17 protein-coding genes are annotated in these 15,832 nt (G+C 67.7%); 10 read left to right on the top strand and 7 right to left on the bottom strand.

The window, feature by feature from the left end; translation table 11 throughout:
* Positions 1-2 precede the first annotated feature (2 nt).
* The gene (locus OHA19_RS01200; protein WP_405720857.1) at positions 3-584 is read right to left on the bottom strand and encodes a hypothetical protein; all 582 of its coding nucleotides are present in this window, start codon (positions 582-584) and stop codon (positions 3-5) included.
* Positions 585-1,055: 471 nt separating this feature from the next.
* Between OHA19_RS01200 and OHA19_RS01195 the strand changes: the two genes are divergently transcribed.
* The 6 genes from OHA19_RS01195 to OHA19_RS01170 all read left to right on the top strand — a co-directional run bounded on the left by OHA19_RS01195 (position 1,056) and on the right by OHA19_RS01170 (position 7,738).
* On the top strand, positions 1,056-1,859 hold the full coding sequence (locus tag OHA19_RS01195) for a sigma-70 family RNA polymerase sigma factor (protein ID WP_405749047.1): 804 nt from the start codon (positions 1,056-1,058) through the stop codon (positions 1,857-1,859).
* A gap of 230 nt (positions 1,860-2,089) precedes the next feature.
* Entirely contained in the window at positions 2,090-3,094 is a 1,005-nt protein-coding gene (locus OHA19_RS01190; protein ID WP_405749044.1) for an integrase, read from the top strand.
* A gap of 594 nt (positions 3,095-3,688) precedes the next feature.
* On the top strand, positions 3,689-3,853 hold the full coding sequence (locus tag OHA19_RS01185) for a hypothetical protein (protein ID WP_157840951.1): 165 nt from the start codon (positions 3,689-3,691) through the stop codon (positions 3,851-3,853).
* A 1,033-nt stretch (positions 3,854-4,886) separates the two neighbouring features.
* Positions 4,887-5,810, top strand: a complete 924-nt coding sequence (locus tag OHA19_RS01180; RefSeq protein ID WP_405749041.1) for a recombinase family protein — start codon at positions 4,887-4,889, stop codon at positions 5,808-5,810.
* 314 nt (positions 5,811-6,124) lie between these two features.
* Positions 6,125-7,363: an MFS transporter gene (locus OHA19_RS01175; protein ID WP_405749038.1), complete on the top strand. Its 1,239-nt coding sequence runs from the start codon at positions 6,125-6,127 to the stop codon at positions 7,361-7,363.
* 225 nt (positions 7,364-7,588) lie between these two features.
* Positions 7,589-7,738, top strand: a complete 150-nt coding sequence (locus tag OHA19_RS01170) for a DUF4158 domain-containing protein (RefSeq protein ID WP_405749035.1) — start codon at positions 7,589-7,591, stop codon at positions 7,736-7,738.
* Positions 7,739-7,761: 23 nt separating this feature from the next.
* On the opposite strand, the gene OHA19_RS01165 is transcribed toward OHA19_RS01170, so the two are convergent.
* Positions 7,762-8,709 (bottom strand): recombinase family protein, encoded by a 948-nt coding sequence (locus tag OHA19_RS01165; protein WP_405749033.1) that lies wholly within the window; start codon positions 8,707-8,709, stop codon positions 7,762-7,764.
* 304 nt (positions 8,710-9,013) lie between these two features.
* Between OHA19_RS01165 and OHA19_RS01160 the strand changes: the two genes are divergently transcribed.
* Positions 9,014-10,516 (top strand): carboxylesterase/lipase family protein, encoded by a 1,503-nt coding sequence (locus OHA19_RS01160; RefSeq protein ID WP_405749030.1) that lies wholly within the window; start codon positions 9,014-9,016, stop codon positions 10,514-10,516.
* A 140-nt stretch (positions 10,517-10,656) separates the two neighbouring features.
* Here the strand turns inward: OHA19_RS01160 and OHA19_RS01155 are convergent, their stop codons facing one another.
* Positions 10,657-10,950, bottom strand: coding sequence for a Tn3 family transposase (locus OHA19_RS01155; RefSeq protein ID WP_405749027.1), 294 nt, complete (start codon positions 10,948-10,950; stop codon positions 10,657-10,659).
* Between the two features lie 216 nt (positions 10,951-11,166).
* On the opposite strand from OHA19_RS01155, the gene OHA19_RS01150 reads away from it, so the two are divergent.
* Together OHA19_RS01150 and OHA19_RS01145 are read left to right on the top strand one after the other, a co-directional pair.
* On the top strand, positions 11,167-11,733 hold the full coding sequence (locus OHA19_RS01150; RefSeq protein WP_405749024.1) for a hypothetical protein: 567 nt from the start codon (positions 11,167-11,169) through the stop codon (positions 11,731-11,733).
* A 45-nt stretch (positions 11,734-11,778) separates the two neighbouring features.
* Positions 11,779-12,153 (top strand): PIN domain-containing protein, encoded by a 375-nt coding sequence (locus tag OHA19_RS01145; RefSeq protein WP_405749021.1) that lies wholly within the window; start codon positions 11,779-11,781, stop codon positions 12,151-12,153.
* Positions 12,154-12,190: 37 nt separating this feature from the next.
* Here the strand turns inward: OHA19_RS01145 and OHA19_RS01140 are convergent, their stop codons facing one another.
* The 3 genes from OHA19_RS01140 to OHA19_RS01130 all read right to left on the bottom strand — a co-directional run bounded on the left by OHA19_RS01140 (position 12,191) and on the right by OHA19_RS01130 (position 14,634).
* Positions 12,191-12,463, bottom strand: a complete 273-nt coding sequence (locus OHA19_RS01140; protein ID WP_405749019.1) for a DUF6225 family protein — start codon at positions 12,461-12,463, stop codon at positions 12,191-12,193.
* An 826-nt stretch (positions 12,464-13,289) separates the two neighbouring features.
* Entirely contained in the window at positions 13,290-14,039 is a 750-nt protein-coding gene (locus tag OHA19_RS01135) for a hypothetical protein (protein ID WP_405749016.1), read from the bottom strand.
* A 97-nt stretch (positions 14,040-14,136) separates the two neighbouring features.
* Positions 14,137-14,634, bottom strand: a complete 498-nt coding sequence (locus tag OHA19_RS01130; protein ID WP_405749014.1) for a hypothetical protein — start codon at positions 14,632-14,634, stop codon at positions 14,137-14,139.
* Between the two features lie 139 nt (positions 14,635-14,773).
* Here OHA19_RS01130 and OHA19_RS01125 point away from each other — a divergent pair, with 139 nt between their 5' ends.
* The gene (locus OHA19_RS01125) at positions 14,774-15,217 is read left to right on the top strand and encodes a hypothetical protein (RefSeq protein ID WP_405749011.1); all 444 of its coding nucleotides are present in this window, start codon (positions 14,774-14,776) and stop codon (positions 15,215-15,217) included.
* Positions 15,218-15,385: 168 nt separating this feature from the next.
* On the opposite strand, the gene OHA19_RS01120 is transcribed toward OHA19_RS01125, so the two are convergent.
* A complete protein-coding gene (locus tag OHA19_RS01120) occupies positions 15,386-15,610 on the bottom strand; it encodes a hypothetical protein (RefSeq protein ID WP_405749009.1) in 225 nt (74 codons plus the stop codon).
* Between the last annotated feature and the right edge of the window lie 222 nt (positions 15,611-15,832).

The following is a 15,832-nucleotide window of genomic DNA, read 5'->3' as shown; positions in this document are numbered from 1 at the left end:
CGCTACAGATCTCCGGTCTCGCCCGTTTCCACGAAACGGACGACGCAGCGGCGGACGTGATCAAGGAACTGCGGCAGATTGTCGGCGGCCTTGTCGAACTCCGCACCGTCCAAGGACGCGGTCCCAGACCGGTGGATCGCGCCACCCCGGTCTGCGACATAGAGGATGCCCCCACCATTCGAAGCGATCACCATCCCGTGAGGGTCGTCCGCTTCCGGGAGGGAGACCGGCCCTTCCTCCGTGAGCCGGTGCAGGACGTCGCACGGCGAGTGGACGAAGAAGCCGTTGCCCACGTCTGGCAGCACGACCTCCCCGATCGACTCGTAGAACGTCAGCAGATCCTCGAATCCCTCAAGCTCCCGGCCACCGTCACGGACAGCCCGAGAATCCTCTTTACCGGCGAGCCGGACTTCATTCGTGCCCGGCTCGTAGCCGTTCGTCTCCTCGAACGTCAACACCAGGGAGCTCACCGCATCCGTGATCTCGTCACGCCACCGTGACAGCCATGCAGTCGAGTACGAAAGCTGATCCATGGCCCGGATCATGCCACCGTCGCTTTCAACGCAGACCCAGGACCCCCGCATGAGTGGTCGACGCAGAGTGATGGAGCCCCTGCATCCCAGCCTGAATACGCGACACCTCAACATGCGAGCCCACCAGTCTCAGCCCCCGAGTACGGCGAGCCGGCGCACCAGCCCAATGCGCACTGCCGCGAGGACGAGCAGGCCCAGACCTGGAGTTTCAGGCATGAAGCCGCAAGAGAAAAAATCTTGGCCGGTCGTGTCAAGAATTTGTCGGCCGGACGACTGTCAGGGGGTGCAGGGCCGTTGCTTCACCGTGAGGCGCTCTCGGCCGCAGATATGAGGAGGGTTCAGTGGAGGTAACGGGCGTTGGTGTCGTCATGCTCCTGGTGTTCCTGTTCGCGCCGGGGGTGAGCAGCGTGCTCAAGAGCGTCGCGTTCCGCATTCGGGCAGCAGGCCAGGCAGAGCTTGTGCGCGCCGAGCGGGAAACGGGCAGCGCGCCGACCGGTCGGCGAGGGGGGAAGAGGGGGCGGCGTGGCTGAGCTGGAGAGGCCGGGACAACCGAATGCCGAGGCACTGAAGGAGTTGGTAGTCGAGCAGTACGGGAATTTGGTTGGTTATGCCCGCAAGCGACTGCGTACCCGCGGAGTGCCGGACTCCTCGGCAGACGCCGAGGACGTCGTGCAGGAATGCCTCAGGTCCGTACTGGTTCGCACCGAGCCGATTGAGAACGTGCGCGCCTACTTCTACAAGGCCATGGACAACGAGATCAAGCGCGCGGTCCATCACCACTTCACCGGGCGGGGGTACGCGTCGCTCGACGTCGACCTGAGGGCGAAGGACGAGCCTGTGATCCATCCGGTCGCCGACGCCGAGCGTCGGCACGTTGTCGGCGAGGCGCTGGGCGCCCTTTCGCTGCAGCAGCGCAGAGTGATGCTGCTGACGCAGGGGATGGGGATGACTCAGGCGGAGGCGGCCCGGGTACTGGATACCGCGCCAGGGACAGTGGCCGCTCACGCGCACCGTGCGTTCGTGGCGCTGCGGGTGAGTCTCGGTGCCCTGGCTCTGGTTCTGGCCCTGTGGGCTGGCACGGCCTGGCTGCGGGCGCGGCCCCGCGAAGTCATCAGCGTTCCGGCGTCATGGCTTGAGAAGGCAATGGAGGCGACTGACCTCAGCCCGCTGGCGCTGGGGCTTTCCGCTCTTTCCTTCCTGGTGACGGCGGTAGGCGTGGGGAGCTATGCCAGCGCCCGTCCGGGGCAGCTTCCCCGCAACAGGCGGCAACGGTTGGGCCTCCACCTGCGGAGCGCTGTACAGCGGAGCTTCGGCCGACGGCTCTGACGACGAGAACCCCGAGGCACCGCGGCTGTTCCGCGAGTAGCCCAAAGCCTCCGGAGGGCCCGACCATCCCGGGCCCTCCGGAAGCCACCGGATGTTTCGCGGACACACATCGGCCATGAGTCCCGGATAACCTCCCCATATCCAGAGTCCATAGACGCGCTCAAATCCGGTGAACGGGGCGACTCATGTCAGACAGTCAGAATGCGGTTGAACCTGTCGTCATCCCGGCCGTGCCAGCTCGGCCGGAGGAGTACGACACCGCGACCCGCGCCGCGCTCAACCACATCGACCGCCAAGCCGTGCGCACCGTCGCGGACGGCCGCCCGGAGAGCACCCGCAGGAGCTACGCCCAGGATTGGGCGAGCTGGGCGAAGTTCTGCGCCGCCTCCGGGGTGCCCGTGCTCGCCGTCACCCCGGGCACCCTGGTGATGTTCGTCGAGTGGCTGTGGACCCAGCCCGGGGGGAGGAAGGGGACGTGCACTGCGCCGTCGACCATCGACCGGCGGATCTCCGGCACCGTGGTGTCTGCGCGCGCCGATCACGGCGTGCGGCTGGAGGACGGCGTCGCCCGGCTCGCCCGCAACCGCCTCAAGCAACTGGTGAAGGAGATGGAGGCCAGCGGAGAGACCCGCGGCCGGGGCCAGGCCCCGCCGCTGCTCGTCGAGCACCTGGTGAAAATCAGCGCCGCCTGCCCGAACAACCTCATGGGCATCCGGGACCGCGCCCTGGTCCTCATGCACTTCGCTGTCGCCGGCCGCGAGCACGAACTCGCCTTCAACCGGGTGCGCGACTACGCCGAGACCCCTGGAGGCATCCAGGCCGACCTGCGTGTGTCCAAGGTCCGGCCCCGCGTCGTCCCGGTCCCGTACGGCTCCCGGCCATCGATCTGCCCGGTCCGGGCCTGGCAGGTGTGGAAGGAGGCCGCCGACCTCACCGACCCGGACGGCTACGCCTGGCGCCGCCTGCACAACCGCTGGCACACCGTCCTGGAGAGCGGACTGCAGCCCGAGTCCATCGGCGACGTCGTCACCCGCGCCGGCGAACGGGCCGGGATCGAGATCCGCTTCACCGGCCACAGCCCCCGCCGCGGGCTCGCCACGTCCTCCCGCCTCAAGGGCCACGACCAGATCGTCATCGCCAAACAGGGCGGATGGGCCCCCCACTCCAAGGTGCTCGCCGGCTACCTCGAAGTCGTCGACCAGTGGGAGGACAACGCCCTGCTCGGCGTGCTCTAGGCAAGGGCCTCATCCTCACACGCAGTCCCGAACGGTTGCCCCTGCTGTTATAATGGAGGAACGAAGAACAACGTAAGTTCACTGCCTTGCACGGTGCTTGACGCTTCATCAGCCGCGTGGCAGACTTGAGTCATGTCGAGGGGTACTTTCGGGTACTCCAAAAGTAGGGCCCTCCATCGCCATACGTGCGTCTGGGGCCCTTTTTGCTTGCCTAATTGAATGAAAACCAAGTGCCCTCCGGTGGCCGGCCGGGGGGTTTTCGCGTATCTGGAGGTCGTTCATACCCGTTCCATACCCGAAGCTCGCGTCACCTGCGGCCCGCCGCTGCTGGTGATCGCGACGCCAGCCGGGGACAGTTGCGGGGCTTGGCGCCCGGCTCCGTAAGTACGTCTAGCACCACCCGCCCCTGCCCTTTGCGCTCAAGCCTACGAACGAACTGCTCGGTCTGAACTTCCCTCCCCACCCCTACCGGGGTCAGGAGGTTGCATTCCGCCGCCGACCCGCTGACCGGGTAGGGGCACCTGCCTTCCGCACCGCCACCGCCCTACCCCCGTGCGCCCTGAAGCTGGGCCACGCCTACCGAATAGAGGACTCATGCAGCAGCAGCCCAACCCCAGCGAGCCGAACACTCGCATCGTGACCGCTCTCCTCGGCACGGTCGTAATCGGCCTCATCGCCGTGAGCTACCCCATGTTGATTCCCGCCCTCACGGTGGCGTGCGCCGCGTTCATGGCGCTCGCCATCATCCTCAAGTTGTGAGGCCCCAGCGCAGGCTTGCTGTCACCATCGCTGCCGCAAGTCGCCCGCAGAGAAGAGGTGCCCCAGAGCGGTGTGAGCAGCTGCTCCGGGGCACCGGCGCGACGTCAGATTCAGCGCCAACGAGGAGGACGGCGACTGACATTGAGTGGCCTTGTGGTACGGACCGTGGCCGCGAGTGCGCGCAGCACGGCCGCGGAGAGGCTGACCAAGGCCAGGGCCCGCAAGCTCATCACCGGCCTGGTCGGCCACGACTAGTCCGGCTCGCCCCGTCGTCGTCCTCGTCCGGCTCGGGCGCGTCCGGCTCGCGCAGCGGCCGTAGGGCGCCGGCGGCGGGGACCTGGACGGTGAAGCTGTAGCGGCCGAGCAGGTTCAGGGCCTGCGCCCCTTCAGAGGCCCGGAGGCTGTCGAGGATGGCGAGGAGGAGTGGAGCTGGTCAGTCTTCCTCGGGGACAGGGGCGATGGCCTCCATCGGAAGGCCGCTCCCTGGGTCCGGGGGAATCTCGCGAACATGCACTTGCACCTTGCCCGGACGCTTAAGGTCGGGCCGGACTAGAAGAACCTCCACGAACACTCGGTCACCCACGCTGACCTGCCCTGTCAGAAGAGACTCCTTCAATGGCGTGCTCATCGCCGTGTGATACAGCATGGCGGCGGACATACCCGGAAGCTGTGGGTATCCATCCAAGTCAAGCAGTATGAATGCTTTGTCGGGTTTGGGTCTCACCACCGTGGCCCACATGCGATCGGCGGTCGAGTAGGAACCATGCAGAGAGTGCAGTTTGCTGTCACATGATTTGACACTCTGCCACTGTGCTGCATGACAAGGGTGACCGTCTGGGTGCCGGTCGAATGACGAGCGGGGGCGGAAACGGTCGATTACGCCCCCATGCACCGATCCAATGACCAGAGACGGGTATATCGGGGCAAAAAGGTGTACTGATCCAATCAGGCTTGCCCTCTCGTTGCGCCTCCCCATTTCGCCCCCTTACGGTCATGATCCGGCGTCCGCCCGAACGACGAAGAGGCGCAAAGCGTGACTGATCGCCTGTATCTTCGGCACTCCACTGACAAGCAGACGAATGCTCGTCAACTTCACGCTCTGGGTGATCTGCTCAAGTCCGGCGCTCCGAAGTATGAGGACCCGGCGACATCGTCCCGCGTCTACGCGATCAGCCGGTCCGGGTTCCGGCAACTGCTCGATGAGGCGGCGGTCGGCGACACCATCCGCATCGCGGACGCCGCGCGGCTGTTCCGCTCGACCAAGGACGTCATCCAGATCCGGGAGGTCCTCCAGCGGCGCGGACTGCACTTGCGCATCGCGACCGGCGCCTGGTCCGGTTTCGATCTCGCGGCCGACGACCCGCAGACCAAGCTGTTTGTCACGATGCTCGCCGGGGTCCTGGAGTTCCAGCGCGACATGATCAGCGAGAACACGAAGGAAGGCGTCGCTGCCGCCGAGGCTGCGGGCAAGACGCTGGGGCGCCCGGCCGCGCTCGCCGAGGACAAGGTGGCCGACCTCGTAGACGCGTACGCCAAGGGCGCCGCGGTCAAGGTGCTCGCCAGGCAGTACAACGTCGCGCCCAAGACCATCCGCAGGGTGCTCGACGCGGCTGGCGCCCGCGACGTCGGCGACGTCCTGGAGGATCTCGACGGCGTGGCCGCCGATGTCGAGGACCAGGAGCAGGCGCTCGAGCAGCCGCACGCCATCGATGTGCCCGGCCTGCTCGCCGACCACCTTCAGGGCACCCGGGACACCGCCGTCCACGAGGCACTGCACAGCGGCCGGACCATCCGCCGCGGGCAGGGTCACTCGGTGCGCGTCACCGCCCCGCTCGCGCTCCACCAGGCCGCCCTGAAGCAGTGCGCCGCCCTGGCCGGCGACGGCTCCACCCCGGCCGGACGCAAGGCGTACCGCGCGTATGCCGACCGGATCGCCGCGGCGACGAGGAAGAAGTGACGGTCGGCCGTCACGGGTCTACAGCACGTCTCCCACGCGTTCCGGTTGACCTCCCGGTACGCGCGGCCTGGTGTCGACGCGGCCGCCTGGCACGTCGCCTCACGTGCCCCGGCCGCCGCAGCTGACCCGTCCGGACGTCTTCATGGCGGCAAGCTGCCCTCCGCCCCGGACCACGATCGGATGGCCGAGCACAGCGTCGCCATGACCGGGCGGCAGCGGCGTATCTGCGGGCACTTCGGTAGGCAGCCCGACCCCATGGACTGGTACTTTCCGGCTGACCAGGCCACCATCATGGGCGGGGAGCAGGCAACCAGGTGACTTCTTCAGCCACGTCAACGGCTGCGGCACGGCGAGCGCTTGGCGCTGTCCTGGCAGCCGAGGCGGTTTCGGCCGCGGGAAACCGGATTGCCCTGATCGCGATTCCCTGGTTCGTGCTGGAGACCACCGGTGATCCCGCACGGGCCGGGCTGAGCGGGGTCGCCTACTTCGCTCCCGTGGTGCTGGCCGGGCTCTTCGGCGGCCCCCTGGTGGACCGCATGGGGTTCATCCGCAGCAGTGTCCATGCCGACCTGGCCAGCGGCATGACGGTGGCTGCGATCCCGGTCCTGTACATGCTGGGCCACCTGTCGTTCTGGCTGTTGCTGGTCCTCACGTTCGCCGGCTCGATGCTCGACGTTCCAGGCACAACAGCCCGCCGCTCCCTCGTGCCCGACCTGGCCGAAGCCGGCGGTATACGGCTGGAACGGGCGATGAGCGCGCACGAGACAGTGATGCGTATCGCCCAGCTCACCGGCGGATTACTCGGCGGCGTGCTCCTCGCAGCTCTCGGGCCAATCCTTGTGCTGTACATAGATGCGGCCAGCTTCCTGGTATCGGCCCTGATCGTGGGACTGACTGTGCCCCGAGCGTTGCCTCGCAAGTCTCCGCACCTGTCGAAAGGCACGTCACGGTACTTCGAGGAGCTCAGGGAAGGACTGCGGTTCATCCGCGCGGACACGTTGCTGCCCCGGATCCTCGTGGTGTTCATGTTCGCCAACATGGCCGACAACGCCCTGTTCGCCGTGCTGCTGCCCACCTTGGCCGAGCATGTGCTCGACAACCCGCTCGCCCTGGGGCTTTCGGTCGCTGCCTTCGGCGCCGGCGCCCTGGTGGGCGCAGTCTTGTTTGGTGCAGTTGGGCATCGGTTCAGCCAGCACGTAATCCTGACCGGCGCGTTGCTGATTTCCGGGGCCCCGAAGTTCTTCGTCATCGCTGCGATGCCCGGAACTCTCACGCTTGTCGTCACTATGGCTCTCGCCGGCATCGCTGCTGGACCTGTGAACCCGCTGTTGACCGCTGTCCAGTTCAGCCGTATTCCCTTGGAGCTCCGGGGACGCGTGTCCGGCGCGATCATGGCCGCGGTTGTGGCCGCGGTGCCGGTGGGCATTTTCGGCGCTGGCCTGCTGGTTACTATGACCAGCCTCACCACGGCTTTGCTCGTGATCGCGGCTGGTTATCTCCTGGTCAGCCTCTATCCCGCTTTGCATCCCGCGTGGCGAGCCGTCACCTCATGACCTCCAGATCGTTCGACCTGCCAGATCGGCGGTGGCAGGGCCGCCGTCGGCCGCCGAACCGCTGCTGCTCACCCGCGACACAGCGGTCGCCGGTCACCACCCGCTACACCGGGCAGTGACCGGCGACCGTCGGCCCCTCGCTGACCAGGGTTCCATCTCTGCCGATCATGTGACTTATGGTGAGCGCCGTCACAGCAGGAGAGTCGATGGGGAGGGGCGGGACGGGTGGCGTTCCTGACCGACGAACAACGCCGCAACTACGGCACGTTCACCGCCGTACCGGACGACGGGCAGCTGGCCGGCTACTTCCTGCTGGACCGCGACGCGCGGCTGCAGGCGACGGCCTGCCGGGGTGCGAGGTCGCAGCTCGGATAAGCCGTGTTCTCGTATAGCTGCCGCTACCCGTCATGTAGCAGAACGTGACTGACTGCCGAGATCCGTAGAGGGGGCATGCAGGTTGACGCGGTTCGCGTACTCACGGCGGGCCTTGCGCTGCGCCGGGACCGCCGCGGTGCCGTCGAGCGGCTGGCAGATGTCGAGGAGTCGGTGGTGGATCGAGAGCACGGCGGTGACGCGCAGGGTGTAGCCCTGGCCGCGTCGTACGGTGATGCCCTGGTCGAGCGCGGCCCGCTCGGCGGGCTCCAGGTTGGTGGCGCGGAGGAAGTCGGCGACCTTGCCCGGCATGTCGAGGACGACCGGAAGTTCCGGGGCCTGTGCGCCCGGGGCGACGGCCGTGTGCTCAGGAGGTCGGCGACGGCGGTGCGGATGGCGCCCCGGCTGACGTCGTGGTCGCGGGCGAGGGCGGCGATGGACCGGCCCTCCAGGTACGCGGTGCGCACGTCGTCGGTCTTCCGGGCTGGGACGGCCGGGCGGCGTCCGCCCTTGTTGCCCTTGGCCTCGGCGGCCCGCAGCCCGTCGTACGTCAGCTCCCGCTGGAGGTCGCGTTGGAGTTCGCCGGCGGCGGCGAGGGTCTGCACCATGAACTTCACCGTGGACAGCAGCTCGCCTGTGCGCGGGTGGCGGGCGGTGAGGTCCATCGCGGAGAACGCGCCGTCGTGGATACGCAGGGCGAGGCGGTCGCGGTGCAGGACGTCGAGCACGTCGAGGATGTGCCCGGTGCCGCGCACGAGGCGGAACATCTCGGAGATGTGCACGGTGTCGCCCGGCCGCGCGTACTTGAGCAACTCGCGGAACTTCGGGCGCTGGAGCGGGTGGAGGCGGCTGGAGGTGCCCGGGTCTTCCTCGAAGACAACCGGGTCCTCGATCCCGGCCTCGTCCAGGACGAGGTCCTGCCGGGCGGTCGACTGCTGGTCGGTCGAGACCCGCTTGTAGACCAGGTTCGCCACCGAGTGCCCCTTTCAGACGGAGGATCGGACCCTATCTGTCAGCAAACCCTGTCAGCAATCACCATCGGATCTGATTGGATTCGCACCGCCGCGAACCCCCGAATTACGCGGGTTCATTGGACGTGCTGACCTCCTGTCGTCATTCGTTCGTTTGCCGACAGGCGCGGACTAGTAGCAGCGGGGGATTGACATCACTGGTGCGTCAGTCGTCATGATCTTGGTGTTGGTCCTGGGGTGCCATGCGATGCAAAGCTGAAGTCTCCTCCTCCCGGCAATCTGGCGCGTAATGAGAGGCAGTCTTCCCATGGGCACCTTCAAGACGAAGAACGGTCAAGTCCAAGGTTTTCGGGCCTCTGCCGAAGTCGTCGCCGTCCTTGGTGTCCCCTATGCCGCCCCGCCGTTCGGCGCCAACCGGTTCCGGGAACCGTTCCCGGCACCGGCGTGGACCGAAGTGCGGGACTGCACGGCCTTCGGACCGGTCGCCCCGCAGTCGGCGCAGCTGCCCGGCGCACCGGTGTGGTCGCCCGACGACGAGGACATCCTCACCCTCAACATATGGACCCCGGTCCCCGAGGGCGGCCGTCTGCCCGTCCTGGTCTGGATCCATGGCGGTGCTTACACCTTCGGTTCCTCAGCTCAGCCCGACTTCGACGGCACCGCGCTGGCCCGCGCCGGTCTGGTCGTGGTCACCCTCAACTACCGGCTCGGTTTCGAAGGCTTCGGCCACATCCCCGCCGACGAAGCAACCGCCTACCCGGACAACCGGGGCCTGCTCGACCAAGTTGCAGCTCTGCGCTGGGTCCGTGAGAACATCGCCGCCTTCGGTGGCGATCCTGGCAACGTCACGGTCGCCGGCCAGTCCTCCGGGGCCGCTTCGGTCGCCTGCCTGATGGTGATGGACCGCGCCCGCGGCTTGTTCCACCGCGCGATTGCCCACAGCGCCGCCAGTCCCTGCTACACGCGCGAAATCGCTGCGGCAACCACCCGCGAGATCGCTGCCGCGGCGGGCTGCCCCGCCACACCCGAGGGCCTGACATCTGCGACTCCGCAGTCCCTGGTCACCGCCTCTGACCAGGTGGTTGACGACTACCGGCGGGATCCCGCCTCCGGGTCCCGCCACTACGACCCCTCGCTCTACGCCCCCGTCCTCGACGGCGACGTCCTGTCAACCGACCCCCTCACGGGGATGGCCGCCGGTGCGACCCGGGGAGTGGACCTGTTGGTCTGCCACACCACGGAGGAATACTGGCTGCTCGACGCCGTCGGCAGCAGCGCGAAGATCACCACCGATGAACAGCTGGCCCTCTTCGCCGAAGACTTCAGCCTCCCTGACGGCCTGGTGGCCGGCTATCGCGCTGCGATGCCCCACGCCCCGGTGCTCGACATCTACCTCGCCGTCTTCGGGGATCTACTGTTCGGCGAGTACAGCAACCGACTCGCCGAGCTTCACGCCCAAGCCGGCGGCCGGGCGTTCCTGTCGCGTTTCGATCGTCGGCGCACCGGCCCGAACGGGGTCGTGCGGGCCTGGCACTGTGCGGATATCCCCTTCGCCTTCGGCAACCTCGACACCGACTGCCTGGCATTCCTCATCGGCGGCGCACCCACATCCGCAGACCATGGACTGGCACGCCGCATGGTGCGCGCGTGGGCCGATTTCGCTGCCACCGGGAACCCGGGCTGGCCATCGGTCAACAACTCCACCACCCAGGCCAAGATATGGAGCACCGACGACAATCCCGTCGACGGCAGGGCCGCCTCTATCCGTGCTCTTTGGGTCAAGGTCAACTTTCCAGTCCTGTCTCCGTGAACTGGGGAACCACCCCGGCATCTCGAAGCCCCAAGTAGTCACTCAGCGCACATCCGCCTTGTCCCGTCCCGTGAGCTGCTCAACGACCGGCACGTGCACGGAGACTCGGTCTGACCGCACTGCCACCCGGTCTCGCCCGGTCAGGCCGCGGTCCCGAAGCCCTCGGCGCGCAGGTCCTGGTCGCGGAGCTGGGTGAAGTCGACGTCGAGTTTCGGGTCGTACGCGTCGGGCTGGATGCCGAGTTCGTGGGTCGAGTACTCGCCGAACCGTTTGATGTGCTCGGTCAGGTACGGCGAGATGTGGGCCAGGTCTTCCGGGTCGATCTCCCATCCCTCCTGAAGGAGCTGGCGGACGATCTCCGCGATGTCCAGGGCGTTGTGGAAGATCACCGCGTTCGTGAGCAGGGCGTTGAACTTCATCGCCTTCTCCTGCACCCGGAATCCTCCCTGCGCGCCAACACGAACCCCGGCACCGCGCCGGGGCTGGACGCTCTCGCATCCCACCTGGAAGTCGCGGACCTGTTCTGGGCAGGGCAGGACATGACGGCCCTGGCCATGCACTCAGGTGGACAGCTGGCCGCCACACGGTGGGCGACGGCGGACCGGCCGTCCCCATGCGGCCTGTTGTACTGGGACGAGGGTGTCGGGCACGTGGACGCCCAAGGGGTGCAGATTCCGGTCGAGGCGTGCGTGTGGGGCCCGTACGAGGGCGGACTGCTGCTCTGGCTGTTGATGTCACGCAGCCGCCTTGCCACCGAGGTCGCCCGGATCGGCCGCTACGAGGTCGCCGAGGACGCGATCCCGCCGCTGATCCCGATCTGCGCGGCGACCCTTCCCGTGACTACCGAACCGGCGCCTCTGGCCGAGGTCGATCCGCAGCTCCCGCAGCCGGTCGTCGCGGCCCTTGCCGCGGCATGGCTGCTGATGCAGCAGCCCCAGCTTGTCCACCGGACACGGGAGCGTGCGGACAAGCCCACGGCGCGCGCCTACGCCCGGGACGGGCTTCCCGCGCCCGAGGTGAGCATCGTGGACCTGCGCCGCCAGTACACCCCGCAGGACCAGGACGCGGATGAGGGCGGGGATTCGCCCCGACGGTACCGGCACCGCTGGGTCGTCTCCGGGCACTGGCGTCGGAAGACATGGGTTCCGGCCCACATGAAGGGGCCTGACGGGGCGCCACTGCTGGCGACGGAGAAGGTGAACGTGTGGCGTCGATGACCGCCGCCCGTACCTGATTCGCGCGCATCAGGGCGGCGCCGCCGCGTGAACCTGGTGGTAGTCCTGGACCACACCGCACTGACCGCTCTGTACCGTGCGGATCCCTTCTTCACCAGCCTGTACATCAAGGCCTCCCGCGGCACCGGCCGCGTCATCGTCCCGTCGCTGTCGGTCCTTGCCGCGGAGCGGCAGGTCACGGGTGCGGGCCGGCACGCGGCGTCCCTGCGGTTCGCGGAGAACGTTCCGTTCACCGCCGGGCATGCGGTGGACGCGATGGACTGGAGAGCCGTGGACTGGCCGGTGGCTCATGCTGCTGCGATTGCCTGGCACGCGGTGAAGGCGGGGGACCCGGTGACGGTCCTGTCGCTGGAGCCCGAGCTGTACGCGGGGACCGGCATCACTCCGCTGAACCCCACCTGACCCCTTACCTGGGCGAGGCGCCGCGGCGGGTACCGGTTCAGTCCAGGCGGTCGTAGGCGCCCCGCTCCCAGTCGGCGAACAGCGTCAGCGCCTCCGCCGTCTCGGTACGTTCCGGTGCTGTCGAGGTGGCCGGCCACCAGTTCTCCACCTGATGCGCGTCCACAAGGACGAAGTCCCGGTACCCGTCGAAGTCGCCGGGATCGCCTGCCACCCCGATATGGATGGGCGCATCATCGGGCAGGTCCTTGAGCGCGTCGCGAAGCCGCGCGGCATTCCAGACCTGCGGGGTGTGCTCGAAGACATCGGTCATGGGCACAGCCTGCCGGACCGAACCGCGCTGCCAGCGAAGACACGGCTGTGCCCCGGGCCAGAGCGCTGATCCGGGGCACAGGAGACTGGGGTGAAAAGCTGATCACCGGCGGTGAAACAGGCCCAGCCAGTGAACACGGTACCGGGGCGCGGCTGCGCGGATTTGCTCGGCAGGGAGCAGCGGCTAGGAGGCTGGCCTGTCGTACCGGTGTCCTGGATGGAAGCAGGTGTTCAGGCGAAGGCTGCCCGGTTCATCTCGGCGATGGTTTCCCGGCGGCGGTCGTCGAGGGTGCGGCCCCACTTGGTGTTGGAGTAGTACACGAGCTCTCCTGTGCTGGGCTCCCGGAAGTTGCGGTCAGTCCCGGTTGAGCATCAGAAACCGACGGATGCGACGGTGAAGCGGCTCTACGCCACCGCCTTCCGGTGCGGCAAGCCTGGGTGCAAGAAACCGCTCTACAAAATGAACAACGAGAGTGGATCCTTAACAGCAACGTGGCACACATTCACGCACGGAGCGAGGGCGGGCCCCGATGGAACCCGGAGATGACAGAGGAGGAAAACCGCAGCGCCGAGTGGGAGTTCCCGCTTCCGTGTCCGAGATGGTTCTCAGTCTGGCGTCCGGCCTTGGGCGCTGTGGGCCGGGCCGATTCGGGCGCTTCTATGGGGCGTTGAGCAGTGATGGCCAGGCACTTGTGCTGGACAAGCAGTGAGGATTGGCTGGTCACTGGGTGAGGATTACCTGGTCAGGGAAGTGAGAGCTCCCAGATAACGCCCTGACCCCGGCATCGCAACTGCCGGGGTCAGGGCCCCATTCCACTCGCTCGCGCTCAGTCCTCAGTGCGGGTGCACAGGTGGCCCGCCGGACACGCCTCACACCCCTTCTCGTCGACAGCACCGGACTCCAGCGCCGCGGCGAACAGCTTCTTGGCGTGCGCAGTGCCATTCACTCCCTCGTGCTGGCCGAACTTCTTGGGGTCGGGCTCCTGCAACTGGGACCGGCACATTCGCAGGTACATCACGGCCCCGGCAATCTCAGCGGGCAGATCCTCCCAGATGCCATCCGGGATACAAGTCTTCGCGGTGACCGCGTCAGGGTCTCCCTGGAACCGCCAGGGCCCTCCGGGTTCCCCGGGTTTCTGGGCAACCACGCGGATGACGGCGATGTCGTGGTCGTTGTCCGTGTCCAGGAGCAGCATTCCCGCCGCATGCAGGTTGTGGAGCGACTCGCGAAGGTCACCATCCTGGGAACCGAACCTCGACGCAGCCTCTGCGAGGGGTAGGAGCGTGCCCTTCTCGCCGTCCCCGAAGATCGGCAGCTGGCCGGTGTCGATCAGATCGTCCAGATACAGGGCTGCCTTCGGCACCTTGTTGCCGTACAAAGGGCCGAGCCGAACCAACCGTTTCATCAAGGCGAGGGCCTCATCGCTGACCCGCGGATCGTCGATCCGGTCAGGGTTCATGCCAGCGGTCACCCGAATCCACTCCTCGTAACCCTCACCAGGCGGCTGGAGCTCCTGGAGGGTGTACTGACGCGGCACACGTGGCCGACGCGCCTTGCCCGGCTTCTTCCTACCCATCACGACTCCTCATCTGATGCCTGTACGCGGATGCATCAACACAACGGTCAGGAGCACGTCGAGGTGCTGCGCCATCCGGCTGTACTCCATGCGGTCCTCACCAGCGGCCGCAGGGGCGGTCAGCACCGAGCTGGACCTCGCGCAGGCACTCACGGCAGTCCGGCAGGCCCTTCACCCGCCAGCCTTCCTCCGCCGACCACCTGAAGCCGCACAGCGAGGTAGGCAGGTCCGTGAAGTCGTCTCCGGTGGCGTGGGAACCGTAGCCCGGAACGTTCCACGTGACCGTCGTCCCGCCGTCGTAGGGGGCGCCCTCCGGCCATTCGTAGACGTCCTCGGTAGTGGTGCAGCGCAGTCGGAGGTCGGGGCCCTCCAAGCGGGAGCCTCGCCGGGCCTTGGTGCCAGCGTCGACGGCGTCGGCCAGGCGCTCGAAGGACAGGTCATAGTCGTCCATGTGCTCCCAACTGCCCGGCTCCTGCTTACGGACCAGCGAGCGGAACTCCAGCAGCAGGCGCTCCAGGTCGTGCCGCCCGACTCGGACGGTGTCGGTCTCCGGGGCGTAGCCGTACGGGTTGTCGGGGTCGGTCTTCTTGGGCATCACGCTTCTCCTTGCCTGCACGCCGCTCGTGTGGTTGTCGAGTGTGGGCGGCGGCCGGGCGGGGGAGAACCTCACCGTTCAACCTGCGCGGCAAGTTGACGGACAGCGCAGGGGCCACGACAGAGTGAAGGGTGACGACATGCCCAGGCACGCTCATGCACCGACGAAGAAGAAGGCATACGTCTGCCCCGAGTGCGGCGCCAGGACCAAGGCGAGCCTGAGCAGCGGCCGCCTCTACGAGCATCCGGTGCCCGGCCTTCCCGACCCGTGCCCGAAGTCCAGGCAAGTCGTCCTGTCCGGCAAGGAGCTGACGGGCAACTGCGAGTGTGCCTGCGGCACCTGGGCCCGCATCACCCATAAGAAGACACTCGCCCAGCACCTCATGCCCGAAGGCGAAAGGTGCCCACTGTCCGGAGAACCGATACAGACCCCCGCCGCCCGCCCCGCCGTGGACGGACTGCTGCGCATGGTGGCGCCCGCACCGGCCCAGGGGTGGCGGGCGGAGCCGGTCCCCAGCACCGGTGGCTCCAGCGTGTACGCGATCCCCGCCGGCCTGCCCGGCCACGGCCGAAGGCGCCGCTAACGACCCGCCTGCGGCGACTCCCAGACGACGTAGCCACGCCCAGGAGTGCCCCTGTGCGGCCCCGGAGGGCCGCGGGCGAGGCCGTGGAGAAGGCCGAGCCGACCGCGCAGCCCACCGGTGTGGTCGACCTGATGGAGGAGGCCCTGCGTGCCAGCGTCGAGCGGGCCCTCAGCCCGAAGGACACAGGGGAGAGAGCTGGCTCCAGTCCTGCTTCTTCTGTGCCTCCAGCGCCGCGGACGCCCACAGCCTGCGCATCGGCCAGGTGGGGATGCGCAGTTCCTGCACCAGGCTCTGTGTGATTTCCCACCGGAGGCACAGACCCGTGCCCTGCAGCAGCTTGGAGACCTTGGACTTCGCCCATCCCGTCCGGCCGTGGAGATCGCTGATGGTCATGCCGCTGGAGAGGAACTTCGCGCGAAGCGGTTCCAGCCAGGCTTGGTGGGCGCTGCCGACGCTGTCGGCGATCGGCCCCAGCCTGCAGCCCGGCTTCCCGGGCGCTCTCCCCTCGGGGCGTTGAGGGCTGTCGGAGTGGGAGTTCAGCGGTGCGCGCTGTGGTCCGCCGGGCCGTCCGCGACATCCGCACCGCACCGCCGCCCACCTCCTCGCCCCACTGTG

The sequence above is a fragment of the Streptomyces sp. NBC_00012 genome (assembly GCF_045040875.1).
Lineage (GTDB): Bacteria > Actinomycetota > Actinomycetes > Streptomycetales > Streptomycetaceae > Streptomyces.
The sequence above is the reverse complement of the archived record's forward strand: the minus strand, read 5'-3'. Positions and strand labels throughout refer to the sequence as shown.

What these genes read in the sequence shown, in the direction of transcription:
- OHA19_RS01160 (WP_405749030.1), top strand. Translation starts at nt 9,014, where the DNA reads ATGGGCACCTTCAAGACGAAGAACGGTCAAGTCCAAGGTTTTCGGGCC.
- OHA19_RS01135 (WP_405749016.1), bottom strand. Translation starts at nt 14,039, where the DNA reads ATGGGTAGGAAGAAGCCGGGCAAGGCGCGTCGGCCACGTGTGCCGCGT.
- OHA19_RS01185 (WP_157840951.1), top strand. Translation starts at nt 3,689, where the DNA reads ATGCAGCAGCAGCCCAACCCCAGCGAGCCGAACACTCGCATCGTGACC.
- OHA19_RS01200 (WP_405720857.1), bottom strand. Translation starts at nt 584, where the DNA reads ATGCGGGGGTCCTGGGTCTGCGTTGAAAGCGACGGTGGCATGATCCGG.
- OHA19_RS01120 (WP_405749009.1), bottom strand. Translation starts at nt 15,610, where the DNA reads ATGACCATCAGCGATCTCCACGGCCGGACGGGATGGGCGAAGTCCAAG.
- OHA19_RS01130 (WP_405749014.1), bottom strand. Translation starts at nt 14,634, where the DNA reads ATGCCCAAGAAGACCGACCCCGACAACCCGTACGGCTACGCCCCGGAG.
- OHA19_RS01140 (WP_405749019.1), bottom strand. Translation starts at nt 12,463, where the DNA reads ATGACCGATGTCTTCGAGCACACCCCGCAGGTCTGGAATGCCGCGCGG.
- OHA19_RS01125 (WP_405749011.1), top strand. Translation starts at nt 14,774, where the DNA reads ATGCCCAGGCACGCTCATGCACCGACGAAGAAGAAGGCATACGTCTGC.